23 protein-coding genes and 1 pseudogene are annotated in these 23796 nt (G+C 71.8%); 18 read left to right on the top strand and 6 right to left on the bottom strand.

What is annotated here, in order from left to right; all coding sequences use genetic code 11:
* Nucleotides 1-310: pseudogene (locus UWG_RS0121015) on the top strand (ATP-binding protein); the annotation flags it as partial.
* Nucleotides 311-375: 65 nt separating this feature from the next.
* Nucleotides 376-1920, top strand: coding sequence for an ABC transporter substrate-binding protein (locus tag UWG_RS0121010; protein WP_016909176.1), 1545 nt, complete (start codon nucleotides 376-378; stop codon nucleotides 1918-1920).
* Between the two features lie 9 nt (nucleotides 1921-1929).
* On the opposite strand, the gene UWG_RS0121005 is transcribed toward UWG_RS0121010, so the two are convergent.
* Nucleotides 1930-2415, bottom strand: coding sequence for a PLD nuclease N-terminal domain-containing protein (locus UWG_RS0121005; RefSeq protein ID WP_016909175.1), 486 nt, complete (start codon nucleotides 2413-2415; stop codon nucleotides 1930-1932).
* A gap of 139 nt (nucleotides 2416-2554) precedes the next feature.
* On the opposite strand from UWG_RS0121005, the gene UWG_RS0121000 reads away from it, so the two are divergent.
* Both UWG_RS0121000 and mqnP read left to right on the top strand, forming a co-directional pair.
* The gene (locus UWG_RS0121000) at nucleotides 2555-4006 is read left to right on the top strand and encodes a menaquinone biosynthesis decarboxylase (protein WP_016909174.1); all 1452 of its coding nucleotides are present in this window, start codon (nucleotides 2555-2557) and stop codon (nucleotides 4004-4006) included.
* A 16-nt stretch (nucleotides 4007-4022) separates the two neighbouring features.
* Nucleotides 4023-4943: a menaquinone biosynthesis prenyltransferase MqnP gene (mqnP, locus tag UWG_RS0120995; RefSeq protein WP_016909173.1), complete on the top strand. Its 921-nt coding sequence runs from the start codon at nucleotides 4023-4025 to the stop codon at nucleotides 4941-4943.
* Between the two features lie 3 nt (nucleotides 4944-4946).
* On the opposite strand, the gene UWG_RS0120990 is transcribed toward mqnP, so the two are convergent.
* A complete protein-coding gene (locus UWG_RS0120990) occupies nucleotides 4947-5537 on the bottom strand; it encodes a rhomboid family intramembrane serine protease (RefSeq protein ID WP_016909172.1) in 591 nt (196 codons plus the stop codon).
* 179 nt (nucleotides 5538-5716) lie between these two features.
* Nucleotides 5717-6892 (bottom strand): hypothetical protein, encoded by a 1176-nt coding sequence (locus UWG_RS0120985; RefSeq protein WP_029391639.1) that lies wholly within the window; start codon nucleotides 6890-6892, stop codon nucleotides 5717-5719.
* Between the two features lie 105 nt (nucleotides 6893-6997).
* Between UWG_RS0120985 and UWG_RS0120980 the strand changes: the two genes are divergently transcribed.
* The 11 genes from UWG_RS0120980 to UWG_RS0120925 all read left to right on the top strand — a co-directional run bounded on the left by UWG_RS0120980 (nucleotide 6998) and on the right by UWG_RS0120925 (nucleotide 17812).
* The gene (locus UWG_RS0120980; RefSeq protein ID WP_016909170.1) at nucleotides 6998-7684 is read left to right on the top strand and encodes a UbiX family flavin prenyltransferase; all 687 of its coding nucleotides are present in this window, start codon (nucleotides 6998-7000) and stop codon (nucleotides 7682-7684) included.
* Between the two features lie 213 nt (nucleotides 7685-7897).
* Nucleotides 7898-8842, top strand: a complete 945-nt coding sequence (locus UWG_RS0120970) for a polyphosphate polymerase domain-containing protein (protein ID WP_016909169.1) — start codon at nucleotides 7898-7900, stop codon at nucleotides 8840-8842.
* A complete protein-coding gene (locus tag UWG_RS0120965; RefSeq protein ID WP_016909168.1) occupies nucleotides 8839-9516 on the top strand; it encodes a DUF4956 domain-containing protein in 678 nt (225 codons plus the stop codon). The genes UWG_RS0120970 and UWG_RS0120965 overlap by 4 nt, the downstream gene beginning before the upstream one ends.
* Nucleotides 9516-11096, top strand: a complete 1581-nt coding sequence (locus tag UWG_RS0120960) for a CotH kinase family protein (RefSeq protein WP_016909167.1) — start codon at nucleotides 9516-9518, stop codon at nucleotides 11094-11096. Before UWG_RS0120965 ends, UWG_RS0120960 begins: the two co-directional genes overlap by 1 nt.
* An 89-nt stretch (nucleotides 11097-11185) precedes the next feature.
* Nucleotides 11186-11932 (top strand): response regulator transcription factor, encoded by a 747-nt coding sequence (locus UWG_RS0120955; protein ID WP_016909166.1) that lies wholly within the window; start codon nucleotides 11186-11188, stop codon nucleotides 11930-11932.
* Complete coding sequence (locus UWG_RS0120950) at nucleotides 11932-13464, top strand: HAMP domain-containing sensor histidine kinase (RefSeq protein WP_016909165.1); 1533 nt, start codon at nucleotides 11932-11934, stop codon at nucleotides 13462-13464. The genes UWG_RS0120955 and UWG_RS0120950 overlap by 1 nt, the downstream gene beginning before the upstream one ends.
* A 106-nt stretch (nucleotides 13465-13570) precedes the next feature.
* Nucleotides 13571-14023 (top strand): Lrp/AsnC family transcriptional regulator, encoded by a 453-nt coding sequence (locus UWG_RS0120945; protein ID WP_016909164.1) that lies wholly within the window; start codon nucleotides 13571-13573, stop codon nucleotides 14021-14023.
* 86 nt (nucleotides 14024-14109) lie between these two features.
* Nucleotides 14110-15093 carry a hypothetical protein gene (locus UWG_RS0120940; protein WP_016909163.1) on the top strand — a complete coding sequence of 328 codons (984 nt, stop codon included), beginning with the start codon at nucleotides 14110-14112 and terminating at the stop codon, nucleotides 15091-15093.
* A gap of 7 nt (nucleotides 15094-15100) precedes the next feature.
* A complete protein-coding gene (locus tag UWG_RS0120935) occupies nucleotides 15101-15706 on the top strand; it encodes a GNAT family N-acetyltransferase (RefSeq protein WP_016909162.1) in 606 nt (201 codons plus the stop codon).
* Nucleotides 15703-15996, top strand: a complete 294-nt coding sequence (locus UWG_RS0120930) for a DUF4229 domain-containing protein (protein WP_016909161.1) — start codon at nucleotides 15703-15705, stop codon at nucleotides 15994-15996. Before UWG_RS0120935 ends, UWG_RS0120930 begins: the two co-directional genes overlap by 4 nt.
* A 460-nt stretch (nucleotides 15997-16456) precedes the next feature.
* Nucleotides 16457-17812 carry a dicarboxylate/amino acid:cation symporter gene (locus UWG_RS0120925; protein WP_016909160.1) on the top strand — a complete coding sequence of 452 codons (1356 nt, stop codon included), beginning with the start codon at nucleotides 16457-16459 and terminating at the stop codon, nucleotides 17810-17812.
* Nucleotides 17813-17852: 40 nt separating this feature from the next.
* On the opposite strand, the gene UWG_RS0120920 is transcribed toward UWG_RS0120925, so the two are convergent.
* Nucleotides 17853-18032, bottom strand: a complete 180-nt coding sequence (locus UWG_RS0120920) for a hypothetical protein (protein WP_016909159.1) — start codon at nucleotides 18030-18032, stop codon at nucleotides 17853-17855.
* Nucleotides 18033-18201: 169 nt separating this feature from the next.
* On the opposite strand from UWG_RS0120920, the gene UWG_RS0120915 reads away from it, so the two are divergent.
* Complete coding sequence (locus UWG_RS0120915) at nucleotides 18202-18870, top strand: TetR/AcrR family transcriptional regulator (protein ID WP_016909158.1); 669 nt, start codon at nucleotides 18202-18204, stop codon at nucleotides 18868-18870.
* Here UWG_RS0120915 and UWG_RS0120910 read toward each other — a convergent pair.
* On the bottom strand, nucleotides 18812-19744 hold the full coding sequence (locus UWG_RS0120910; protein WP_050988627.1) for a MaoC/PaaZ C-terminal domain-containing protein: 933 nt from the start codon (nucleotides 19742-19744) through the stop codon (nucleotides 18812-18814). The genes UWG_RS0120915 and UWG_RS0120910 overlap by 59 nt on opposite strands.
* Complete coding sequence (locus UWG_RS0120905) at nucleotides 19744-21093, bottom strand: 3-oxoacyl-ACP reductase (protein ID WP_016909156.1); 1350 nt, start codon at nucleotides 21091-21093, stop codon at nucleotides 19744-19746. The genes UWG_RS0120910 and UWG_RS0120905 overlap by 1 nt, the downstream gene beginning before the upstream one ends.
* 72 nt (nucleotides 21094-21165) lie before the next feature.
* On the opposite strand from UWG_RS0120905, the gene UWG_RS0120900 reads away from it, so the two are divergent.
* Both UWG_RS0120900 and UWG_RS30655 read left to right on the top strand, forming a co-directional pair.
* Nucleotides 21166-22482, top strand: a complete 1317-nt coding sequence (locus UWG_RS0120900; protein WP_016909155.1) for an acetyl-CoA C-acetyltransferase — start codon at nucleotides 21166-21168, stop codon at nucleotides 22480-22482.
* 179 nt (nucleotides 22483-22661) lie between these two features.
* Nucleotides 22662-23796 (top strand): AMP-binding protein (locus UWG_RS30655; RefSeq protein ID WP_016909154.1); only part of this gene is annotated, 1135 nt, incomplete at its 3' end.

The following is a 23796-nucleotide window of genomic DNA, read 5'->3' as shown; positions in this document are numbered from 1 at the left end:
GGCCCCGCCCCCGCCGCTCGCCGAGTGGCGGGACGAGCGCACCGAGACCGCGCGCGGTGAGCTGGACCACAGGTACGCGGCCGCCGGAGACGTGCAGCGTTCCATCAACCGGCTGCTCCACGGCCTCTGGTACCTCGGCGACCCGCTGCGCGCACCGCTCCGCGAGGTGTGCACGGGCCTCGGCACCGAGTTGGACTTCCTCTCGCTGCGCCACACCTCCGGCCATTACGTGCTCAACGCCGCCGCCCGTTCGTGGCCGACCGCCGCCTGGGAGGGCAGACGGCCGTACCCCGTCGAAGGATTGGACTGAAGACAGCCGTGCCGAATCTAACGCGTCGCCGTCCCCTCGGTCCGGGGGAGAAGATAGTCGCTGCCGTGCTGGGTCTCGCCGTCCTCGCGGGCGCCCTCGTCGCCGTGGTCTTCGCCACGCGGGACTCCGAGTGCGGGCAGGGGCTCCAGCAGGTCGAGGGGAGCTGCATGGGCGTCTCGGCCGGGGAGTTCGCGTACGACGACGACCTGCGCGGCCTGGTGCGCTCCGTCGCCGGGGAGAACAACAAGGTGGCCGAGGAGGAGGAGTCGTACCGACGGATCGCGGTGACGATGCCGTTCTCCTCCGACACCACGAGCGCGATGCCGCTCAACCTCATCAAGCACGGCCTCGCCGGCGCCGCCGCCGCACAGCGCGCCGCCAACGCGGGTCCAGGGGGCGGTCCGAAGTACCAGCTCCTCCTCGCCGACATCGGGAAGCAGATGCAGGGCTGGCGTCCCGTCGTGGAGGTCCTCGAAGAGCTCACGCGGAACGACGGCCCGCCGCTGATCGCCACGGCGGGTCTCGGCAGTTCGACCTCGGACTCCAAGAAGTTCATGAAGGCGCTCGGCGCCCGCGGCATTCCGTCGATGGGCCCCGTCATCACCTCGTCGAACATGAACGCGGGCCGGTACTTCTTCAAGAACTCGCCGTCGAACACGCACTTCGTCGGCGCGCTGAAGCAGTGGCTCGAGGACAATCCGGGCGACGGCACCAAGTACCTCGTCTACGCCGACCGCACGGAGGACACCTACTCCGTCGACCTGCACGACCAGGTAATGCGCGCCTTCGGCGACAAGTACGACCTGAAGCGGAACAGTTCGTCGTTCATCGGCACCCGCGGCGAGGAGGCGGGGACGCCGCAGCTCTTCCAGATCCCCGTCGTCCGCATCTGCACCTCGCGCACCGACACCGTCTTCTACGCGGGCCGCGACGAGGACCTCCCCGCGCTCGTGAAGCGCCTCGCCACCTCCAGCGGATGCGGCTACAAGAAGCCGCTGCGCATCCTGAAGGTCGGCATAGGGCTGCCGCCCGAGCTCACGGGCGGGGAGCTGACGGACCAGATGCGCAAGGCCGGCATCACGATCGTCAACGCCGCGGCCGTCGACCCGGAGTGGCAGCGAGAGGAGTCGAAGCCGAGCGGGTTCCGCCAGTTCCACAAGCACTTCGCGGCCCTCGCCGAGAAGGAGGAGATGGGCCCGAAGCCGCTGGAGGACGGCTATGCGGTGATGTACTACGACGCCGTCCACACCGTCGCCGAGGCGTCGGGGCTCGCCTTCGAGGACGTCGGCGAGGAGCAGGAGAAGACGGCGAGCGCGGCCCGCATCCGCAACAACGTCCACAACAAGCTGCTCAACCTCAACCCGGACCGCCGCGGCTCGGGCGACGGGTGCAGCCCCTGCGTCGAGGGCGCGGGCGGCACCTACGGGTTCAACCAGCAGACGAGCCGCGGCCTGTGGCCCGTCTGCAAGGCGGTCCACATCCTGGAGTACCCGGCGCCGAAGGTGGCGCGGCGCGGCGACGGCAAGCACAGCGGCAAGCAGGCGGAACCGGCCGAGCTGTACCGCACCTACGGCGAGTCCTTCGCCGGCAACTGCCCGCGGGGAGAGTGAGGGGCGGGCTCAGCGGCCGGGGTTGTCGTCGCCGCCGCGCTTGAAGTCCTCTTCCCACTCCCGGAGGTGGTCCTCGACACCGCCGGCCGCCGGGCCGCCGTCCCGGGGGCGCTCCTCGCCCTTGCCGGGGTCGGCGCCGTCCTGCCCCGGCTTCCGCTCCTCGGGCCCGGCCTCGCCCTCGGGGGGCTCGGGCGCGGGGTCCTCGTCGCGTGAAGAGGGCTTGTCCTTCAGGGAGTTGAGGAAGTCCGGGTTGTCGTCGGGCGCCACCCACCGCCGCTCCTGCGGCCGTACGGCGCCGTAAGGTGCGTTCTTCCGCGGGCGGCCCGCGACGAACCAGGCGATCGGGCCGACGAGCACCTGGCCGAAGAGGAGGACGATGAAGACCCAGGCGAGCTTGGGGAGCTTGCGTACTTCCTTCTCCGGTGTGTTGAGGACGTCGATGAACGAGTAGATCCACACCGCGATGATCAGCAGGAAGGGCAGGTACCTGAGCATGGATGCTCCCTCGGTGTGCGCAGGTGCGGGGCGCTGGGGGCGCGCGTCTTCGGGTGTCCGGCCCCCGTACCACGCAAGGGTACTGGCCCGGGGCGGCCCCGCGGCGAGGGGGAGAGAGGCGATGCCGGATACTGGGGGCATGGCATACGACGACCTCCGCTCGCTGCTGCGGGCGCTGGAGCGCGACCGTGACCTCACGAGGATCAAGGCGGAAGTCGACCCGTACCTGGAAGTGGGTGAGATCACCGACCGCGTCAACAAGGCCGGTGGCCCCGCGCTCCTCTTCGAGAACGTCAAGGGCTCGTCGATGCCGCTGGCGATGAACGTCTACGGCACCGACCGCCGGCTGCTGAAGGCGCTCGGCCTCGACTCCTTCGAGCAGATCACCGAGCAGATCGGCGGACTCCTCAAGCCCGAGCTCCCGCAGGGCTTCTTCGGCGTCCGCGAGGCGTTCGGCAAGCTCGGCTCGATGACGCACGTGCCGCCGAGGAAGGTCAAGGAGGCGCCGGTCCAGGAGGTCGTGGCCCGCGGCGACGACGTCGACCTGGAGGCGCTGCCCGCGCTCTTCACCTGGCCCGAGGACGGCGGCTCCTTCTTCAACCTCGGCCTGACGCACACCAAGGACCCCGAGAGCGGCGTCCGCAACCTCGGCCTCTACCGCCTCCAGCGCCACGACAAGCGCACCGTCGGCATGCACTGGCAGATCCACAAGGACAGCCGCAACCACTACCAAGTCGCGGCCCGCCGCGGCGAGAAGCTCCCGATCGCGATCGCCTTCGGCTGCCCGCCCGCCGTCACCTACGCCGCCACGGCCCCGCTGCCCGGCGGCATCGACGAGTACCTCTTCGCCGGTTTCGTCCAGGGCAAGCGCGTCGAGATGGTCGACTGCAAGACGGTCCCGCTCCAGGTGCCGGCCGGGGCCGAGGTGGTGCTCGAAGGGTGGCTGGAGCCGGGCGAGTTGCTCCCCGAGGGTCCCTTCGGCGACCACACCGGCTTCTACACGCCGCAGGAGCCGTTCCCCGCGCTGACGATCGACTGCGTCACGACGCGCCGCCGCCCCCTGCTCCAGTCGGTCGTCGTCGGCCGCCCGCCGACGGAGGACGGCCCGCTCGGCCGTGCGACGGAGCGGTTCTTCCTGCCGCTTTTCCAGATCATCGTCCCGGACGTCGTCGACTACCACCTGCCGGAGGCCGGCGGCTTCCACAACTGCATCATCGTCGCGATCGACAAGAAGTATCCCAAGCACGCGCAGAAGGTGATGCACGCGATCTGGGGCGCGCACATGCTCTCGCTGGAGAAGCTGATCGTCGTCGTGGACGCGGACTGCGACGTCCACGACCTCCAGGAGGTCGCCTGGCGCGCGCTCGGCAACGTCGACTACGCGCGGGACCTCACCGTGGTCGAGGGCCCGGTCGACCACCTCGACCACGCCTCTTACCAGCAGTTCTGGGGCGGCAAGGCCGGCGTCGACGCCACTCGGAAGCTCCCCGGTGAGGGGTACACGCGGGACGGCGGTTGGCCGCGGATGATCGAGTCGGACCCGCGGACGGCCGAGAAGGTCACCAGGCGGTGGAAGGAGTACGGACTGTGAGTGGAGTGACCCTGCGGTGAGCGCTGCGGAAGGCGTACTGGGGGAGGGCTCTGCGCGCCCCGAGCCGGGAAAGATCAAAGCGTTCCTGCGGCTGGTGCTCATCGAGCACTCCGTCTTCGCTCTGCCCTTCGCCTACATCGCGTCGCTCACCGCGATGTTCCTCGCCGACGGCACCGTGCACTGGCGGGAGTTGCTCCTCGTCACCGTGGCGATGGTCGGTCTGCGGACGTTCGCGATGGCCGCCAACCGCATCATCGACCGCGAGATCGACGCGCGGAACCCGCGCACCGCCTCGCGCGAACTCGTCACGGGCGCCGTCTCGGTGCGCACCGCGTGGACGGGCGCGCTCATCGCGCTCGTCCTCTTCCTCGGCGTCTGCGCCCTGCTCAACCCGCTCTGCCTCGCGCTGGCGCCGCTCGCCGTCGTGCCGATGGTCGTCTACCCGTACGGCAAGCGGTTCACCGACTTCCCCCATGCGATCCTCGGGCTCGCGCAGGCGATCGCGCCGATCGGCGCCTGGCTCGCGGTGACGGGGGCCTGGTCGTGGGAGGCGGTGGTGCTCGGGCTCGCCGTCGGCGTGTGGATCGGCGGCTTCGACCTCATCTTCGGCTGCCAGGACGTGGCGGCCGACCGCGCGGGCGGCGTCCGCTCGGTGCCCGCGCGGTTCGGGATCGCCGCCGCGCTCTACGGCGCACGCGGGGCGCACGTCGTCACCGTCGCGCTGCTCGCGGTCTTCGGCGCGATGACGGGGGCCGGGCTCTGGTACTGGTTCGGGCTCCTCGTCACCGTCGGCGCCTTCGTCTACGAGCACGCGCTGCTGCGGCCCCACGACCTCTCGAAGCTCAACCGCGCGTTCTTCACCGTCAACGGCTTCATCGGGGTGGCGCTCTTCGTCTGCACCCTGCTCGACCTCGCCGTCCGCGGGCTGCACGTCTGAGCCTCAGTGCCAGGCGGGCTTGACCCCCTCCGGGCGCGCGGGCGCCGTGACGAAGGCCGCGACGACGCCGCCGACGAGCCCGAAGAGGTGACCCTGCCAGGAGACGCCCGACTCGGTCGGCAGCACTCCCCAGAGGATCGACCCGTAGAAGACGGCGACGACGGCGCCGATCGCGACGTCGGTGATCCGGCGGTCCACGAAGCCGCGGACGAGCAGGAAGCCGAAGAGGCCGAAGATCAACCCGGAGGCGCCCGCCGTGTTGCTCCCCGGCGGCGCGATGAGCCACACCCCGAAGCCGCTGATCACGATCGTGATCAGCGCGACCGCGACGAACCGCCCCGGACCCCGCACCGCGGCGAGGAAGCCGAGTACCGCCAGCGGCAGCGTGTTGGCGACGAGATGGTCGAAGCCGAAGTGCATGAAGGCGGCCGGAACGATGTCGACCAGCTCGTCCGTCTTCCGCGGCTCGATGCCGAAGGTGTCGAGCGCGTTGCCCGTGGCCTGGTCGACGATCTCCAGGACCCAGAGCAGCGCCAGCCACCCCAGGACCAGTTGGAAGGCCGTCCTGGTGCGGGACGCGGAGCCGTTCGGCATGGGCCCTCCCCCTGCGGCGGGTGCTCGTTCGGTCGGCGGTGCCGCGGTGGCGGCCTCCGCGTGCGGTCGGCTTTCACGGGCAGTCGCAGGGGCACCTGCGGGTCCCCCTCGCACGTACAACGGAGCGCGATCCCTACCCGTTCCAGGCGGGAGGGCGACTCCGCTCCCCAAGGATGCCGCTACAGCCTGCCCGTACCCAAGGCGCCGTAGACGACGGCGGCGAGGAGGTCCTGCGGCTGGAGGGTGCGGGCGCCGTCGGGCGCGAGGGTCGGGATGGCGTCACCGCCGCCGAAGTCGAACTCCAGCGGGAGCGAGGGAGGCTCGGCGTCCCGTTGCGGCGGGAGGAACTGCCCGGCGTCGAGCGTCATGCCGGTGAGCTGCCCGCGGCGGATCTCCAGTTCTGCGGTGATCCGCTCGTCCGGGACCGTGGACGGGTCGAGGCGGATGCCGAGTGCGGTGAGGGCGCGGGAGAGGTCGCGCGCCGTCTCCCTGCCCGGCATCGACGCCGTGACGTGCTCGGCGCCGTCGTGCTCGCCCGCCTTCGCGAACGTCGCGTGTTCGGCGAGGGTCTTCTGGAGCCCGTCGAGGAACTCGCGTTCCGACTGCCCGGCGAGCGCCGAACCGAGCGCCGTCGCGCGGGCGAACTCCTGGCGCGGCCCGGGCGCGGGGCTCTTCTCCCGCTCCTGGCCCGCGCGTGCGCCCTCGGAGGGTGCCGGCGCCTGCGCCGCCTCGCGCATCTGCTGCGCCGCGGCGACGAACGCGTCGAAGGCGTCCGGGTCGACGCGGACCCACTTGCCGCGCAGCGCGTCCTTGGCGGAGCCGAGCGTCGCCGGGAGCCGGTCGGCGAGCGCGACGAGGCGGTCGGCCCGGCCGGCGTCGAGCTGCGCGGACTCGAAGTGGTGGGCGACGGAGCGCAGGTTGACGCGGACGTAGAGCTGCTCGGCGACGGACTTCGCCGCGACGGTGTCCTTGCCGCCGAAGTTGAGCGCGGCGGCGACGTTGAGGCGCTCCGACTTGCTGAGGTCCGCGAGCGCCGTCTTCTCCTCCTCCGAGCCGACGGCGAAGGTGAGTTCGCCCGTCGAGAGGAGCCGGGCCTGCTCCTGGAGGGAGCCGCCGGCGGAGCCGCCCCTCGCCGCCCGCAGGAAGTCGTGCGCCTCCTGCTGCGAGGCGTCGGCCTGGACGAGCACCGTCGCCGCCGGCTTGTCGCCGAGCTTCTCCACGGAACGCTTCACCTGGAGCCCTGTCGTCAGCTTCTCGGTCGCGGAACAGGAGGTGACCGCTGCGGCGAGCGCCGCCGCGCACACCGCGGCACCGGCCACCCGAGCGCGCGAGCGGAAGAGGCTTGAGACGTCCATACCCAGAGCCAACCGCATCGACGGCCGCAGGCGCCAGTCGGTACTCCTGCTTCCGCCCGACCGCGGCGGCTGCCGCCCGCCGGCGGACGAGTAGGCTCGGCGGATGTGAACGACGAGCACGCGCGCACCGGGCACGCGAGGAAGCCGTGGATCGTCGGGGTCTCGGGAGCCTCGGGCACCCCGTACGCGGCAGCCGTCGTACGGGGGTTGCTGGAGGCGGGCGAGGACGTCGACCTGGTGGTGAGCAGGGCCTCCCGGCTCACTGTCCTCGACGAGACGGGCCACCCGTTCCGCGACGCGCACGCCGCCGAGGACCTCGGCCGCTGGCTCGCGCAGGGCGCGGACGGCACCGACGGCACGTTCGACGCGGAGGCGCTCGGCGCGGCCCGCGTCCGCCACTGGACGCCTGGCGACCTCGCCGCCGGGCCCTCGTCCGGCTCGTACCCGGCGAAGGGGATGCTGATCGTGCCGGCTTCGACGGCGTGCGTCGCGGGCGTCGCGCTCGGGCTCTCCAAGGACCTGCTCCAGCGCGTCGCCTCGGTGACGCTGAAGGAGCGCCGCCCGCTGGTGGTCGCAGTGCGCGAAGCGCCGCTGCACCGGGGGACGTTGCAGCACCTGGTGGAGCTCGACGAGGCCGGCGCCGTCGTGGTGCCCGCCTCTCCCGCGTTCTACTCGGGGGCGCGGACGGTGCAGGGGCTCGTCGACTTCGTGGCGGGGCGGGTGCTCGACGCCGCCGGTGTCGAGCACACCCTCTACCGCAGGTGGCGCGGCGGCGTCACGCCCGGACGGTGAGGCGCACCCCCGAGTCCGACCGCACCCGGCCGGCTTGGAGCGCCCCTTCGGGCTCGGCGCCGCCGCCGCCGGCGGTTCGCCGCGCGTACATGGCGTGAGCGTTTCACGTACGCGCTGAATACTCGCGCGATTCTCCCCTTTCTCTCATCGGCTTCTCATCGCTGCCGGGTTTCTTGGTCTCCGTACCTGGCCGAACGCGGTGAGAGGAGACGTATGTGGTGGCGACGCACCCCCGGCGGGCTGCGGCGGTCCGAGTCCGGCGAGCCGGCCGACGTGCCGGAGGGCGCTCGGTCCGGCGGGGAGGCCGAGGAGCCCGCTCCGGAAGTCGCCAGCCGCCTGCACGCGTTCAACAGGTTCGAGCTGAAGTACCTCGTGCCGGTCGAGCGCGCCTCCGAGATCCGCGACGAACTCGCCGAGCGCATGGACGTCGACCGCAACAGCCCGCCCGGCGGGTACGGGGTGTGGAGCCTGTACTACGACACACCCCGACTGCGGTTCTACTGGGAGAAGATCGAAGGTCTGAAGTTCCGCCGGAAGCTGCGCATCCGGCACTACGGCGACCTGGCGGGCGTCGACGACAGCGCGCCGGTCTGCGTCGAGATCAAGCAGCGCGTCAACCGGGTCACCCAGAAGCGGCGGATGACCCTGCCGTACGAGGCGGCCCGGAGGCTCTGCGACGGACGGGAGCTGATCGAGCACTCGCCGGAGGAGGCGGCCTTCGTCCAGGAGGTCCTGGAGCTGATCGTCCGCCTCGATCTGCGTCCCACCGCGATCACCGGCTACCAGCGCGAGGCCCTGGTCGGCCGCGACATCGACACCGGCCTGCGCGTCACCCTCGACCGGCGCGTACGCGGCAGGGACCGCGACTTCCACCTCGGCACCCCGCATGCGGAGAACCGCTTCACCATCCCGCCGCACCTGGCGGTGATGGAGGTCAAGGTCGACGAGCGCACCCCGTACTGGATCACCGACCTGGCGGCCAAGCGGAACCTCGACCTCGTCCGGGTCTCCAAGTACGTGCAGAGCATCGAGGCGCACGGGCTCGCGCCGCGCTCCGTCTTCCACGTCAGGGAAGCCGACTTCCCCGTGCCCGCGACCGAGAGAACACGGCTGGACAAGCAGCCCGTCACACCGCCCACGGAGGCACGAGCACAGTGAACTTCGACCTGCAGGAACTCAGCGGCACCTTCAGTGTCCTGGACGTCGTGGCGGCCATGGGGCTGTCCTTCGTCCTCAGCACCATGATCGGCTACGTCTACCGGGGCACGCACCGCAACGTCTCGTACAGCCAGTCGTACGTGCAGACGCTCGTCATCGTCGGCATGATCGTCGCCTTGATCATGCTCGTCGTGGGCTCCAACCTCGCGCGCGCGTTCTCGCTCGTCGGAGCCCTGTCCGTCGTGCGTTTCCGGAACGCCATCAAGGAGACCAGGGACGTCGGGTTCGTCTTCCTGACGATGGGCATAGGCATGGCCTGCGGTGCCCGCTTCTACGTACTCGCCGCCGTGGCGGCTGTCGCGATCTGCCTGATCATCATCGTCATGCACAAGTTCAACTGGTTCCAGCTCAACGTGCAGCGCCAGGTGGTCAAGGTCCAGATCCCGGCGGGCGGTGACCATACCCCGGCCATCAGCGATGTGCTGATCAAGTACACCACCGAGTACGAACTCGTCAGTACCGAGACCATCCGGGGCGGCGCACTCACCGAAGTCTTCTACACGGTGCGCATGAAGAAGGGTGCGGAGCCCAGCGACCTCGTCTCGGCTCTGCAGGAGCGCACCTCGGGCCAGCGGGTGACGGTACTGACCGGATACGACCAGACCGACCTGTGATGAGTACTCCAACCCCGGCACCAGGGCCGAGGCGCCTGAAGCACCGGATACCCGTACGGCTGCGGCACCACTGGAAGCCCGCCGCTGCGCTGTGCGCCGGACTCCTGCTGCTCGTCGCCTTCTTCGGGGACGCGCGCATCTCGCCGTACGTCACCAGCGCCTCCGTCCAGGAAGCCGACCGGATCACCGAGAACATCGAGGGCTCCGTCGGCCTCTACGACGACTCCGTCCCGCACTCGATCCAACTTCAGTACAGCCGGACCGACTTCGACAAGATGATGAAGGAGTTCAAGGACGAGGGCAGCAAGGACTTCATCGAGGCCGATCTGACCATCGACGGCACCTTCCTCGAAAGCGTCGGCATCCGCCTCAAGGGGAACTCCACACTGATGTCCCTCCGCAACGACGGCAAGGACGGCGGCCAGGGCGGCGACCGGAAGGGCGGCGGGCAGCAGCAGGGCAACCAGCAGACCGGTGGCCGGCAGGGCGGCGGCCGGCAGCCCGGCGGAAAGGGCGGCGGCATGGTCGCCTACGACCTGTCGGCGGACAAGCCCGAGGAGCTGCCCTGGCTGATCCAGGTCGACCAGTACCTGGAGGGCCGCGCCTACCAGGGCCACCGGCAGATCTCCCTGCGTCCCGGCGCGGACGAGCAGGTCCCCATGAACGAGGCGCTCTCCCTCTCCCTCATGCGGGACTCCGGGCAGACGGCGGAGCGCGCCGGTTTCGCCTCCGTCGAGGTCAACGACCGCCCCGAGGTCACCAGGTTGATGGTGGAGAACCCGAGCAAGGACTACGCCGATACGGCCGTCGACGGCAACGGCGTGCTCTACAAAGCGCGCGCGGGAGGCAGCTTCGAGTACAAGGGCGACGACCCGACCGACTACGAGGAGTCCTTCAACCAGCTCAACAAGAAGGGAAGCCAGGACCTCGAACCCGTGATGAAGCTGATCAAGTGGGCGGACCGGGCGTCGGACAAGGAGTTCGAGGAGGAGCTGGGCGACCACGTCGATGTCGACTCGTTCGCCAAGTACGTCGCGACGCAGAACCTCCTGCTCAACTTCGACGACATGGCGGGTCCGGGCAACAACTACCTCCTCTGGTACGACCTGGACACCAAGAAGTTCAGCGTCCTCGGCTGGGACTTCAACCTCACCTTCAGCGGCGACGCGGAGACCGGCCCCGACGACGACACCGGCACGGGCGGCACGCAGCCCGGCGGAAAGGACGGCGAAGCCCCCGCGGGCATGCCCGACGGACCGCCCGAGGGGCTGCCCGAAGGTATGCCCAGCACAGCTCCCGGAGGAGGAAGCGGCGGCGGCCCCGGCAAGAGGGGCGGCCACGTCCTCAAGGAGAAGTTCCTCGCTTCGGATGCCTTCGACTCCGACTACAAGTCGGCCTACCGCGAGCTGTACCGGCGGTTCTACGAGTCGGGCGAGGCCCGCGAAGCGCTGGAGGACCTCAGCGACCAGGCGAAGAAGGCAGGCGCGGGCGACAAGTTGGACGCCGAGGTGAAGAAGCTCCGCCGGACGCTCACCCAGCGCGCCGAGGCTCTCTCCCAGGACGAAGAGGCAGCAGGCTGAGCAACTCCTCTCCCGCGGGCCGCCGTCGGCGGCCCGCGGGCGCGCGTATGCCCTGCCGGCGACCGAACACCGCCACAGATCGGAGCCCCATGTCCGAGCCAGACCACCTCCCGCCCGCCCGGCACACGGTTCTCGTCGTCGAGGACGACCAGAGCATCAGGGCTCTGCTCACCTCGGCGCTGCGCGTGGGCGGCTACGAGGTGTGCTCCGCCGAGACGGGCGGATCGGCGCTGCGGGAGATCGAGCGCCTCGGCCCGGACCTGATCATCCTCGACGTGATGCTCCCCGACCTCGACGGCTTCGCCGTGACGCGGCAGTTGAGGGCGACGGGCGTCTATACACCCGTCGTCTTCCTCACCGCGCTCACGGAGGTCGGCGACCGGATCGCGGGCCTCAGCTCGGGCGGCGACGACTACGTCACCAAGCCCTTCCACGTGGAGGAGGTACTGCTGCGGGTCAGGGCCGTCCTGCGGCGCACGGGCGGTACGGAGCAGGGGAGGCCGGACCCCGTGCGGCGCTTCGCCGACCTGGAGCTGGACACGGCGGCCCACGAAGTGCACCGCGCGGGCGAGTACATCCGGCTCTCACCGACCGAGTTCCGGCTGCTCGCCTGCCTGTTGGGCCGCGCCAACCAGGTACTCGGCAAGACGGAGATCCTCCAGGAGGTCTGGCACCACGACTTCGCCGGCGACTCCAGGATCGTCGACACGTACGTGAAGTACCTGCGGCGCAAGATCGACCGCTTCGACCCTCCGCTGATCCACACGGTGCGCGGCGTCGGGTACTGCCTGCGACTGCCGCGCGAGCAGCCGGGGAACCCCGGAACGGGGAGCTGATGCACCTCCCTCGCCCGAAGTCCCTCCGGCTGCGCCTCGTCCTCGGTGCCACGCTGCTCGCCACCGTCGCCGTCCTCGCTTCCCAGGCGGTCGGGTACACGGTCCTCGACTCCTGGCTGAGGGACAGGGTCGACCAGCAGCTCCGCGACTTCCACCTCCCGCAGCGCGCCTACCGCGACGCCGTCAGCCCGGACGGCTTCCCCGAGCACGTCAGGGACGCCGACATGCTGCCGACGGACTTCCAGGTCCGCTTCTACGACGCGTCGGGAGGACTCCGGGACGAAGCGCTCGGCCAAGAGGGCGGCGCGGGCCCGGAGTTGCCGCTGCGCGCCGAGGAGCTCGACACCTCGGAGGGCGGCCTCGCGACCGTCCCCGCCGACTCCGGCGGCGGCAACTGGCGGGTGCTGCGAGTGGCGGGCCCCGGCGGCGTGCAGGCCGTGGTCGGCCTGCCGCTCGCGACCGTCGAGGGCGCCACCTCCGAGCTGCTCTGGCTCGACCTCGGGCTCCTGGCCGTCACCGTCGGGGGCCTGGTGGTGCTCGGGCACGGCGTCGTGCGCGTCGCCCTGCGCCCGTTGACGCGCACGGAGCGCACGGCCCAGCGGATCGCCGCGGGAGACCTCTGGCTGAGCCTCTCCGACACCGACCCGCGTACGGAGATCGGCTACCTGGGAAGCGTCCTCAACACCATGCTGGAGCGCCTCCGGGAAGCGCTGCGCCAGAGCGCGGAGTCCAAGGAGCGGCTGCGCCGCTTCGTCGCCGACGCGGGGCACGAGCTGCGCACCCCGCTCACCTCCATCCAGGGCTTCGCCGAACTCACCTCGCGCTCGGAGGAGTTGACGGCCGAGGAGCAGCAGGAGGCGCAGCGTCTCATAGCGCAGAACGCGGAACGCATGAACGTACTCATCGACGATCTGGTACTGCTCGCCAAGCTCGGCCGTGAGCCTTCCTACGGCCACGACCCGGTGGACCTGCTCTCCGCGGCAGCCGACGCGGTGGCAGCGGCTGCCGTGAGCTGCCCGGACCGCGCCGTCCACCTGGAGCCGCTGCGGGGACCGGGAGCCGGGCAGGCCGAGGGCGAGGCTTTCGAGAAGGTCGAGGCGCTGGGGGACCCGCACCGCCTGCGCCAGGTCGTCGGCAACCTGCTCACCAACGCGCTCACCCACGCGACGGCCGGCACGCCCGTCACCGTGCGGGTCGGGACGGCCCTGGCCGGCCCTTCGGCCGGAGGCTGCGAGCGCACGGGACGGACCGCCGGGTCCCCGCCGCTGCGGAGTGGGGAGCACATCTGCGTGGTCGAAGTCGCCGACGAGGGGCCGGGGTTGGCCGAGGAGGACGCCTCACGTGTCTTCGAGCGCTTCTACCGAACCGACGTGTCCCGCTACCGCGACCAGGGCGGCAGCGGCCTCGGCCTGGCCATCGCCTCCGTCGTCGCGGAGAGCCACGGCGGCCGCGTCGAACTCGACACGGTGCCGGGAGGCGGCAGCACCTTCCGCCTCGTCCTCCCGGCGCACCGCCGGGAGGGGGCTGCCTGAACACCTGCCGGACCGGCCGCGGGCAGGCGCGCACGGGCGATGGCTTAGATTCTTCACCGGGGAACGCCGGTGACCCGACATCGACCAACGGGAGGCGACGGCAGCCATGGACGCGGTGGACAGGCAACTCATCCAGGCGCTGCGGGAGAACGGCAGGGCCTCCTACGCCGAGCTCGGCCGGCTCGTCGGCCTCTCGGGCCCCAGCGTGACGGACCGCATCAACCGGCTGGAGACCGCGGGCGTGATCACGGGCTACCGCGCGACGGTCGACGCGCCCTCGCTCGGGCTCGGCGTCACCGCGCTCGTCGGCGTCCAGCTCTCCGACGCCACCGACCACGAGGAGGTGGCGGGACGGCTCCGATCCCTTCAGGAGATCGAGGATTGCTGGTTCATCGCGGGCGACGACTCCTACATGTTGAAGATCCGCGCCAGGGACGTCGACGGCGTCGAGCGCACGGTCCGCCGCCTCTCGGGGACGAAGGGCGTCTCACGCACACGGACGACGATCGTCCTCTCCACCAAGTGGGAGAACCGCGTCGGCGAACTCCCCGACGACTGACGGCGGAAGCCACCGCCCCGCGGCCGCGCCGGTGCCGTGGCGTAGGCTCGCCGGGGTACGTGCACGGATCGAGGAGGGTGCGAGGCATGGACGCGGAGCTCCGCGGCGAGCTGGAGGAGAAGGCGCGTTCGGGGGCGAGGCTCTCGCGCGAGGACGGCGTCGCGCTCCTCTCCTCCGACGACCTCGCCTGGCTCGGCGGCCTCGCGCACGCGGCCCGCCTCGCCGCGGTGGGCGACGTCGGGTACCTCGCCGTCACCCGCCGCCTCGACCTCACGGGGCCCGAACCGGCGGCTGCGGCGCGGGAGATCGCGTCGGCCGGCGCGACGGAGGTCGTCGTCACCGGCGTCGAGTCGGTGGCCGGAGAGGCCGGTTGGGCCGCAGTGCCCGAGCGGCTCCGCGCGGTCGCCGCTGAGCTGGCGGCGGGCACGTCGCTGGCGGCGTGCAGCGCCTCGCAACTGCGCGGTCTCGCGCGGCCCGCCGAGTTCCTCGCCGCGCTGCGGTCGGCGGGTGTCACCTCGCTCGCAGGCGAGGGCCTGCCGCTCTTCGACGCTCCGGACGCGCCCGACCTCGCCGAGGTGCACGGCGCCGCACACGCGGCCGGCCTCGGCACCGAGGCGACCCTCGCCTACGGGCACGGCGAGAGCAGCGAACAGCTCGTCGACCGGCTGCTCGGCCTCCGCCGGCTCCAGGACTCCACCGGCGGGTTCACGCTCCTCGCTCCCCTCCGCTATGAGGGGCCCGACAACCACCCGGCGACCGGCGCCGCGGCGCTGAAGGTCTTCGCCGTCGCGCGGCTCCTCGTCGACAACGTGCCGCACCTCCGGGTCGGCTGGGAGTCGCACGGCCTCTTCACCGCGCAACTCGCCCTCAACCACGGTGCCGACGAGGTGGCGGGCGAGCCCGTCGAGGAGGCGGCGGGCCCGGAGGAGCTGACCCGCGAGGAGCTGGTCGAACTGGTCCGCGACGCCGGTTTCCGCCCGGTGGAGCGCGACGCCGGCTTCGGTGTCCTGCGCGAGCACCCGGGGCTCGACCCGGACCGCCGCGAGAGCCCGCAGCCGATGCGCGTGTGAGCGTGCCGTGTCGCTGACCGAAGCCCCTGCCGCGGGCGCGTTCGTCCTCGACCCGCCCGTCACGGAGCAGCTGCGGGACGAGGTGCTGCGCCTGTGGGCCGACGTCGTCAACGCGGGCGGTTCGGTCGGCTTCGTGCCACCGGTCACCCCCGAGGACGTGCGGCCCGAACTCCTGAGCCACCTGCGGGCGATGGCCGAGAGCCGCACCCGGCTCCTCGTCGGCCTCGATGACGAGGGTCACGTCCGCGGAACGGCATTCTTCACCTTCAACACACACCGCCTGATGCGACACTGGGTATGGCTCTACACCGTGATGGTGCACCCGTCCGCACAGGGCCGCGGGACCGGTCGGCGGCTGCTCGCAGCAGCCGAGGAGGCGGCCCGGGGGATGGACGGCATCGAGGGGATACGCCTCACCCTGCGCAGCGGTTCGGGGCTGGAGCGGTTCTACGCCTCCTGCGGCTACGAGGAGGTGGGCCGGGTGCCCGGCGCGATCAAGGTGGCGGACGGGGACTTCCGGGACGACGTCACCATGTGGCGAGGGCTCACCGGGGGTTCGGGCTCCGCCGAGTCAACTGCAGTACTCCGCGAAGCAGGGAGAGACAGACCGTGAGCAGCACCACTTCGCACGCGACCCTCCGCTACACCCTGATGCGGCTGGGGATCTTCGTCGGCTGCTTCCTCGTCATCAGCCTGCTGGTGCAGTTCGGGGTCTTCCCCTCCGCCATAGGCGACGCCAACCCGCTCTGGGTGGTGCTGCTCGCCCTCGTCGTCTCGGCGCCGCTCAGCTTCGTGCTGCTGCGCAGGCAGCGGGACGCCATGTCGGCGCAGGTCCACGACGGCGTCACCAAGGCGAAGGGCAAGCTCGCCGCCAACCAGAGCCAGGAGGACGGCGTCGCCTGACGCCGGCGGGTTCCCGCCGCCGCTGTGAGGCCGGCCACTCCGGCCGCACCGTCCCGGCCCAACTCCTCGACGTGGCAGCGGTGTTGGGCCGAACCGCCCAGCTCGCCCGGCGCGCGGCGCACGCGTCGGTGCTAGCGTGTCCGTCATGACGACGGCAGCGAGCACCTCCGAGCCGACGAGCCCCCTGCTCGTCGCGCGGCTGCACGTCGATCTGTGTCGCTGCCTCTCCGCCTACTGTCGCTGAGGTCTTCTCGCCGCGAGGCCCGGGCCGCAACCGGCCCCGCGCCCGTCTGTCGCGGAGCGGCACACCGGGGCTAGCCTCCGGTCATGGCGTCGACACCTTGCACGCCCTCCCGCTCCCCGCCCGCCGGGCAGGTCTCCGGACGATCGCTCGGGCCGCGCCGCCAACGGACGCGCCCGGAAGCCCATCCCACCCTTCGAAGCTTCCCCGGAGCCTTCCGTGTCCTCTGCCGATACCTCCGCACCCACGCGCTCACGGATACCCAGAGTCCCGTTCTGGGCGCAGATCCTGCTCGGCCTCGTCCTCGGCGTCGTCCTGGGCTGGGCCGCCCGGAGTTTTGACGTCTCCTGGCTCGGCACCACGCTCGACAAGATCGGTGAAATCTTCGTCCAGCTTCTGAAGCTGGCCGTGGCACCGCTGGTCTTCTTCGCCATCGCCATCTCCATCACCAACCTGCGCAACGTCCACAACGCGGCGCGCCTCGCCACCCGCACGCTGCTGTGGTTCATGGCGACCTCGCTCATCGCCGTCGCCATCGGCCTCGTGATCGGGCTCGTCACCAACCCCGGCTCCGGCTCGGGCGCCTCCGCCGCCGACGCGGCGAAGCCCGAGGACGCGGGGTCCTGGCTCGACTTCCTCACCGGCATCGTGCCGACGGACGTCATCACGCCCTTCACCGAACTCCAGGTCCTCCAGATCGTCTTCATGGCCGCGGTGGTCGGTATCGCCGCGCTGAAGCTCGGCGAGCGCGCCGCACCGCTGCTCTCCTTCGGCCAGTCCGCGCTGGAGCTGCTGCAGAAGGCGCTGTGGTGGGTGATCCGGCTCGCACCGTTCGGCACCGTCGGCCTCATCGGCACCGCCGTGAAGGACTACGGCTGGGACCTCATCGGGGACTACGCCACCTTCACGGCCGACGTCTACATCGGCTGCGCGCTGATCCTCTTCGGCGTCTACCCGCTGCTCCTGGCGACGGTCGGCAAGGTCAACCCGATCCAGTTCTTCCGCGGCGCCTGGCCGGCAATCCAGCTCGGCTTCGTCTCCCGCTCCTCGGTCGGCACGATGCCGGTCACCCAGAAGGTGACCGAACGCCTCGGCGTGCCGCGCGAGTACGCCTCGTTCGCCGTGCCGTTCGGCTCGACGACGAAGATGGACGGCTGCGCCTCGATCTACCCGGCGATCGCCGCCATCTTCATCGCGCAGTTCTACGGCATCGACATGGGCATCAAGGAGTACCTGCTCATCGTCGTCGTCTCGGTGATCGGCTCCGCCGCGACGGCCGGCCTCACCGGCGCGACCGTGATGCTCACACTCACCCTCTCCACGCTCGGCCTCCCGCTGGAGGGCGTCGGCCTGCTGCTCGCGATCGACCCAATCCTCGACATGATGCGCACGGCCACCAACGTCGCAGGACAGGCGGTGGTCCCCGTGCTCGTCTCGTCGCGGGAGAAGATCCTCGACGTGGCGGCCTTCCGCGACGCCACCAGCTTCAGCCTCGACGACCTCGACGCGGCCGAGCCGCCGGAGACCGAGGCGCGGCCCAAGGAGCCCGTCCCTTCGGGCGGTTCGGCGTCGTAGGGCGCACGGTGCGGGTGGCGCGCGCCGCCCGCACCGGCGCTCACAGCAGCACCCACACCACCCCGACGACGAGCACCCCCACCCCGAGCGCGAGGGCCACCACGGCACCCGCGCCGGGGTGGAGGGCACGCTCCTCCTCCGCCTTCTGCTCCGCCAGGAAGGCGGCCCTCCCCTCCTCGGTGCGGGTACGTACCCAGTGGCTGTTCTGCGGGCCGAGCACGGGACCTCCCTCGTAGCGTGGCGTCTGTCCCGCCGCCTGCCCCCGCAGGGCGGTCCGCACACCGGCGAACGCCCGTACGCGGCAGGCGAGTTGATGCGCCGCTCGCCGGGCCGCACCATGCCGCCCCCGTGGCGCGTACGCTTTCCGGGACAGCAGGAGCGGAGGCGAAGTGACCACGGGGAACGGCAGGGCCGAGCGGCGCGGCGGCCAGAAGCGCATGCCGAGGGCGGTGCGCGAGCAGCAGATGCTCGACGCGGCCGTCGCGGGCTTCGCACGCCACGGGTACCAGGCCGCCTCGATGGACGACATCGCCGAGGCCGCCGGCGTCTCCAAGCCGCTCGTCTACCTCTACCTGAAGTCGAAGGAGGAGCTCTTCTCCTCCTGCATCAGACGCGAGGGCGACTCCCTCCACGAGGCCGTACGGTTGGGCGCCGGCGTCTCGGGTTCCGCCGACCAGCAGCTCTGGAACGGCCTGCGCGCCTTCTTCGCGCACACCTCGGCGCACCCGGACGGCTGGGCCGTGCTCTCCCGCGCGCGTACCCAGGGGGAGCCGTTCGCCTCCATGGTCGCCTCCCTCCGTACCCGACTCACCGACCTCGTCACGGAGTTGCTCGGTCAGGCGGCCCAGGACGCGGGGTGCGACGAGGAGTTGGCCGACCGCGAGGTCTCCGGCCTGGCACACGCCCTCGTCGGCGCGGCGGAGTCCCTCGCCGGCTGGTCCAACTCCCGCCAGGGGGACCGGCCTTCGGCGAAGGAGACCGCCGCCGTGCTGATGAACTTCAGTTGGACGGGCCTGGGGGCGCTGGTGAAGGGCGAGCGCTGGAGACCGACCCGCTGAGGTGCAGCCGACCGTCCTCGGCGCCCCGCAGCGTGAGCGCGGCCGTGTTCGTCCCGGCCTCCCTCTCGGCGAACCGCACCGTCGTGGGGAGCAGCACGGGGGCCTTGAACTCGGCGCCGGCGTCGAGGTGTTCGCCGGCCTCGCCGCGCGCCCACGCCTGCTGCACTTCGCTGCCCGCGAGGCACCGCGCGAAGCTCCACATGCCGTGCGCGATCGCCCGCGGGAAGCCGAAGAGCTTCGCCGTCGGGGCGCTCAGGTGGATGGGGTTGCGGTCGCCCGAGGCGGCGCCGTAGCGCCTCCCGAGGTCGCCGCCGAGCCGCCATTCGGCGCGTACGGGAAGCTCCTCGTCCGGTTCCCGCTCGCCCCGCTCTCCCGCCGCCGCTGTGCGGTGCCTGCACAGGTACCGGCTGCGCGACTCCCAGACCACCTCGCCGCCGCGGCGCGCCTCGGTCGCCATGGTGAAGACGCTTCCCCTGCGGTGCGGTTCGGGACCCTCCGCCCACGCCGCGACGTCGAGTGCGTCCCCGGCCGTGAGACGTGCGTGCTGGTGCACCTCGATGCCGGTGTGCACCAGTCCGGGCAGCGGGAAGGGGAAATCGGCCGCGGACATGAGCCGCATCTGGAGCGGGAATCCGAGGAGGTGCGGGTACGTCGGAGGCAGCACCTCGGCGCCCGCAGGGAACCCGCAGACCTCCGCGTACCGGCGCAGAGCCGCGGAACCCGCCCGTGCGCCCCCGAGTTCGAGGCGGCGCGCGGGCAGGCGGGCCGCCTCGAAGGGTCCGCGCTTCCGCGGCGCCCGCAGCGCGCCGCCGAGCAGGAGCGGCGTCAACTTCGGTGCCGTATCGAGGCGTTCGACGCCGTCGGTCGCTCGCATCACGCCCCCAGCAGGCTCTGGCCGCAGACCCGGACCACCTGGCCGTTGACCCCGCCGGAGGCCGGGTGCGCGTACCAGGCGGTCGTCTCTGCGACGTCGACGGGGAGTCCGCCCTGCTTGTGCGAGCTCATCCGCCGCCCGGCCTCCCGGACGAAGAGCGGCACGGCCGCCGTCATCCTCGTCTCGATGAACCCGGGCGCGACCGCGTTCACCGTCACCCCGTGCTCCTCGGCGGCGCGCGGCGCGAGCGAGCGGACGAAGCCGATGACGCCCGCCTTGCTCGCCGCGTAGTTGGTCTGCCCGACGTTCCCCGCGATGCCCGCGATCGAGGCCGTGGCGACGACCCGCCCGGTGCCGCTGCGCAGCGCGCCCTCCTTGAGCAGGTGGTCCGTGGTGCGCAGGACGCTGTCGAGGTTGACGTCGAGGACCGGACTCCAGCGGTCCTCCGCCATGTTGACGAGCCGGCGGTCGCGCGTGATGCCGGCGTTGTGGACGAGCACGTCGAGCCCGGCCCGCGGCAGCGCGGCGGCGAGCTGCTTGCCCGCGTCCTGCGACGTCATGTCGAGCGTCACCGCGCGCCCGCCGAGGCGCGCGGCCACGGCCTCCAGCCGCTCCTGCGCCTGCGGCACGTCGAGGCAGAGCACCTCGGCCCCGTCGCGCGCCAGCGTCTCGGCGACGGCCTCTCCGATGCCCCGCGCGGAGCCGGTCACCAGCGCCGTACTGCCGGCGAGCGGGCGTGCCGCGTCGGCCTCCTGGACACCGTCGCGGGCCGGCGGACCGATCCGGATCACCTGCCCGCTGACGTAGGCCGACTTCGGCGAGAGCAGGAACCGCAGCGTGCTCGCGGCGTCCCCCGCACGGGTGCCGGGGGCGAGTCGGACCAGTTGCGCGGTGCGCCCCCCGCCCGTCTCCTTGCCGAGCGAGCGCGTGAACCCTTCCAACGCTTGCTGCGCCGCGGCCTGGTGGTGGTCGGCCGCCTCGGGCTCGGCGCCGAGTACGACGTATCTGCCGCACTCGGCGACACGCCGCCCGACGGCGTGGAGCGCCCGGTGCACGCCGGTGAGTTCCGCGGGCGTACGGATACCCGTAGCGTCGACCACGACGGCGGCGTACCGCTCGCCCGGCTCCTGCGCGGAGCGGACGGGCAGACCGCAACCGTCGAGCGCGGCTGCCAACTCCTCTTCCCCGACGGCTGATTGCACGGGGGTCAGGTGCAGCAGCGGGCCCCCTTCCAGCGTCGGCCGCTCCGCGGACCAGCGGTGCAGCGGGACGGGACGGGGGAGGCCCAGGCGTCGGGAGAGGAATCGGCCGGGCCCTGTGTTGGTCCAATGAAGGTAGCGATCGGCCATTCCCCAACTCCTCTGTCTCGCGTAAATTTACTTCCGAGTAAGGTTACTTTCAGGTCAGGAGTTTGGTCGAGGATGAGTTCCAACGGCCTCATGAGAGCGCAGCCGCCGCGCCGCGTCGCGGTCCTCGGCGGCAGCCGCATCCCCTTCGCGAGGGCCGACGGTCCGTACGCGGCCTGCTCGAACCAGGAGCTGCTCACCGCGGCGCTCGACGGCCTCGTCGAGCGGTACGCCCTCCAGGAGCCCGGCGCCGTGGGCGAGTTCGTCGCCGGCGCCGTACTCAAGCACAGCCGGGACTTCAACCTCGCGCGAGAGACCGTCCTCGCCTCCCGGCTCGACCCGCGCACCCCCGCGTACGACATCCAGCAGGCGTGCGGCACCGGTATGCAGGCCGTCATCGCCGCGGCCAACAAGATCGCGCTCGGGCAGACCGACTCCGCGGTCGCCGGCGGCGCCGACACCGCGAGCGACGCCCCGCTCGGCATCAACGACGCGCTCCGGCGCCTGCTCCTCGGCGTACGCCGCGCCAAGTCCGCCAAGGAGCGCGCCGGGCTCCTCGCCAAGGTCAGGCCGCGCCACCTCGTCCCCGAGATCCCGCGCAACGCCGAACCGCGCACCGGCCTCTCCATGGGCGACCACGCGGCGCGCACCGCCAAGGAGTGGGGGATCACCCGCGAGGCACAGGACGAACTCGCCGCCGCCAGCCACCGGAAGCTCGCCACCGCCTACGACAGCGGCTTCCTCCACGACCTCGTCGTCCCCTTCAACGGCCTCGCCAGGGACCAGAACCTGCGCCCCGGCAGCTCCGTCGAGAAACTCGCCCGGCTCAGCTCCGTCTTCGGCACCGACGACCCCGAAGGCCCCGCCGGCGAACCGACGATGACCGCGGGCAACTCCACCCCGCTCACCGACGGCGCCGCCACCGTCCTCCTCGCCGACGAGGAGTGGGCCGAGCGCCGCGGCCTCCGCCCGCTCGCCTACCTCACCGCGTACGAGACCGGCGCCGTCTCCTTCGACGGGCGCACCGACGCCGACTCAGACGGGCTCCTCATGGCCCCCGCCCACGCGGTCCCGAGGATGCTGGAGCGGACCGGTCTCGGCATGGAGGACTTCGCACTCGTCGAGATCCACGAGGCGTTCGCCTCCCAGGTGCTCGCCACCACCGCCGCCTGGGAGAAGCGGGGCCTCGCGCCCGTCGACCCGGACCGGCTCAACGTCGCGGGCTCGTCCCTCGCCACCGGCCACCCGTTCGCGGCGACCGGCGCACGGATCACGGCGACCCTCGCCAAACTCCTCGCCGAACGCGAGGGAGCCGAACCCGGTGCTCTCGGACTCGTCTCGATCTGCGCCGCCGGAGGACAAGGGGTGACGGCGATCCTGGAGCGCGCCTGACACAGCGCCCGAACCCCCTTCGGCCGCAAGGGGGTTCGGGCTCCGCAGCACGACCGGGCCGTACGCACCGTACGGATCTGCGCCACAGAAACGGCGAGCCGCACGCCGAGCGGGCGGAGCGCCGGCCAGACCGCCCGTCCGGAGCCCGACGGCGGGTGTACCGACCTGTAGGAGCCGCGATGTCCACCCAGCAGAGTGCAGCGACCAGCACGCAGAACCCGCGTCCCACCCTCGTCGAACCCCAGCTCGCCCGCGACGGGGACACCGTAAGGGAGGCGTACGTACCGGCCTTCGCGCCGGGCGTCACCAGCGGCTCGCTCGCCGACATCCCGTTCACCAACGCGGTCGAGGCGCCGCACGAGGAGGTCCTCAGCCGCAAGGCGGAGGACGGCAGTTGGTACGACGTGACGGCCCAGGACTTCGCAGGCCAGATCCGCTCCCTCGCCAAGGGCCTCGTCGCCCACGGCCTCGCCCCCGGCGACCGCCTCGCGATCATGTCGCGGACGACCTACGAATGGACGCTCGTCGACTTCGCCGCCTGGGCCGCCGGACTCATCACCGTCCCCGTCTACCCGACCTCCTCCGCCTCCCAGGCGCGCCACATCCTCCAGGACGCCGGCGTACGGGCCGCCTTCGTCGAAGACGTCGACCAGGCGCGGATGCTCAGCGCCGAGCGCGGGAACCTGCCCGTCCTCGAACACCTCTGGCAGATCGACACCGGCGCCGTCGGACTCGTCGCCGACGCGGGCCGGGACCTCCCCGACGCGGCCGTCGACGAGCGGCGGGAGCAGCTCGCGCCCGAGCACATCGCCACCCTCATCTACACCTCGGGCACCACGGGGAGCCCCAAGGGCTGCGTCCTCACCCACGGCAACTTCTTCGCCGAGGTGGACAACGCCATCGAACTCCTCCACCCCGTCTTCAAGTCCGTCAGCAAGGACCCGGCCTCGACGCTCCTCTTCCTGCCGCTCTCGCACGTCTTCGGCCGCATGGTCGCCGTCGGCTGCCTCCGCGCCCGCGTGAAGCTGGGCCACGCCCCGAGCATCAGGACCGACGACCTCCTCGCCGACCTCGCGGGGTTCCGCCCCACCTTCCTCCTCGGCATCCCCTACGTACTGGAGAAGGTCTACAACACCGGCCGCGCCACCGCGGAGAAGATGGGCCGCGCCAGCTCCTTCGACCGCGGCGCGCGCATCGCCCAGCGGTACGGGCAGGCCGTCGAGGAGCAGGAGCACGGCCGCGGCAACGGGCCGAGCGCCGGCCTCAAGGCCGGCCGCGCCCTCTACGACCTGCTCATCTACCGCCGCATACGCG

Origin of the sequence: Streptomyces xiaopingdaonensis (assembly GCF_000262345.1) — a bacterium.
GTDB lineage: Bacteria > Actinomycetota > Actinomycetes > Streptomycetales > Streptomycetaceae > Streptomyces > Streptomyces xiaopingdaonensis.
Note: the sequence above shows the minus strand (reverse complement) of the source record. Positions and strands in the feature narration are given on the sequence as shown.

Bases quoted from the DNA above. Each gene is read 5' to 3' on its own strand.
- UWG_RS0121005 (WP_016909175.1), bottom strand. From the start codon at position 2,415: ATGCTCAGGTACCTGCCCTTCCTGCTGATCATCGCGGTGTGGATCTAC.
- UWG_RS0121000 (WP_016909174.1), top strand. From the start codon at position 2,555: ATGGCATACGACGACCTCCGCTCGCTGCTGCGGGCGCTGGAGCGCGAC.
- UWG_RS0120990 (WP_016909172.1), bottom strand. From the start codon at position 5,537: ATGCCGAACGGCTCCGCGTCCCGCACCAGGACGGCCTTCCAACTGGTC.
- UWG_RS0120985 (WP_029391639.1), bottom strand. From the start codon at position 6,892: ATGGACGTCTCAAGCCTCTTCCGCTCGCGCGCTCGGGTGGCCGGTGCC.
- UWG_RS0120970 (WP_016909169.1), top strand. From the start codon at position 7,898: ATGTGGTGGCGACGCACCCCCGGCGGGCTGCGGCGGTCCGAGTCCGGC.
- UWG_RS0120960 (WP_016909167.1), top strand. From the start codon at position 9,516: ATGAGTACTCCAACCCCGGCACCAGGGCCGAGGCGCCTGAAGCACCGG.
- UWG_RS0120955 (WP_016909166.1), top strand. From the start codon at position 11,186: ATGTCCGAGCCAGACCACCTCCCGCCCGCCCGGCACACGGTTCTCGTC.
- UWG_RS0120950 (WP_016909165.1), top strand. From the start codon at position 11,932: ATGCACCTCCCTCGCCCGAAGTCCCTCCGGCTGCGCCTCGTCCTCGGT.
- UWG_RS0120945 (WP_016909164.1), top strand. From the start codon at position 13,571: ATGGACGCGGTGGACAGGCAACTCATCCAGGCGCTGCGGGAGAACGGC.
- UWG_RS0120940 (WP_016909163.1), top strand. From the start codon at position 14,110: ATGGACGCGGAGCTCCGCGGCGAGCTGGAGGAGAAGGCGCGTTCGGGG.
- UWG_RS0120910 (WP_050988627.1), bottom strand. From the start codon at position 19,744: ATGCGAGCGACCGACGGCGTCGAACGCCTCGATACGGCACCGAAGTTG.
- UWG_RS0120905 (WP_016909156.1), bottom strand. From the start codon at position 21,093: ATGGCCGATCGCTACCTTCATTGGACCAACACAGGGCCCGGCCGATTC.
- UWG_RS0120900 (WP_016909155.1), top strand. From the start codon at position 21,166: ATGAGTTCCAACGGCCTCATGAGAGCGCAGCCGCCGCGCCGCGTCGCG.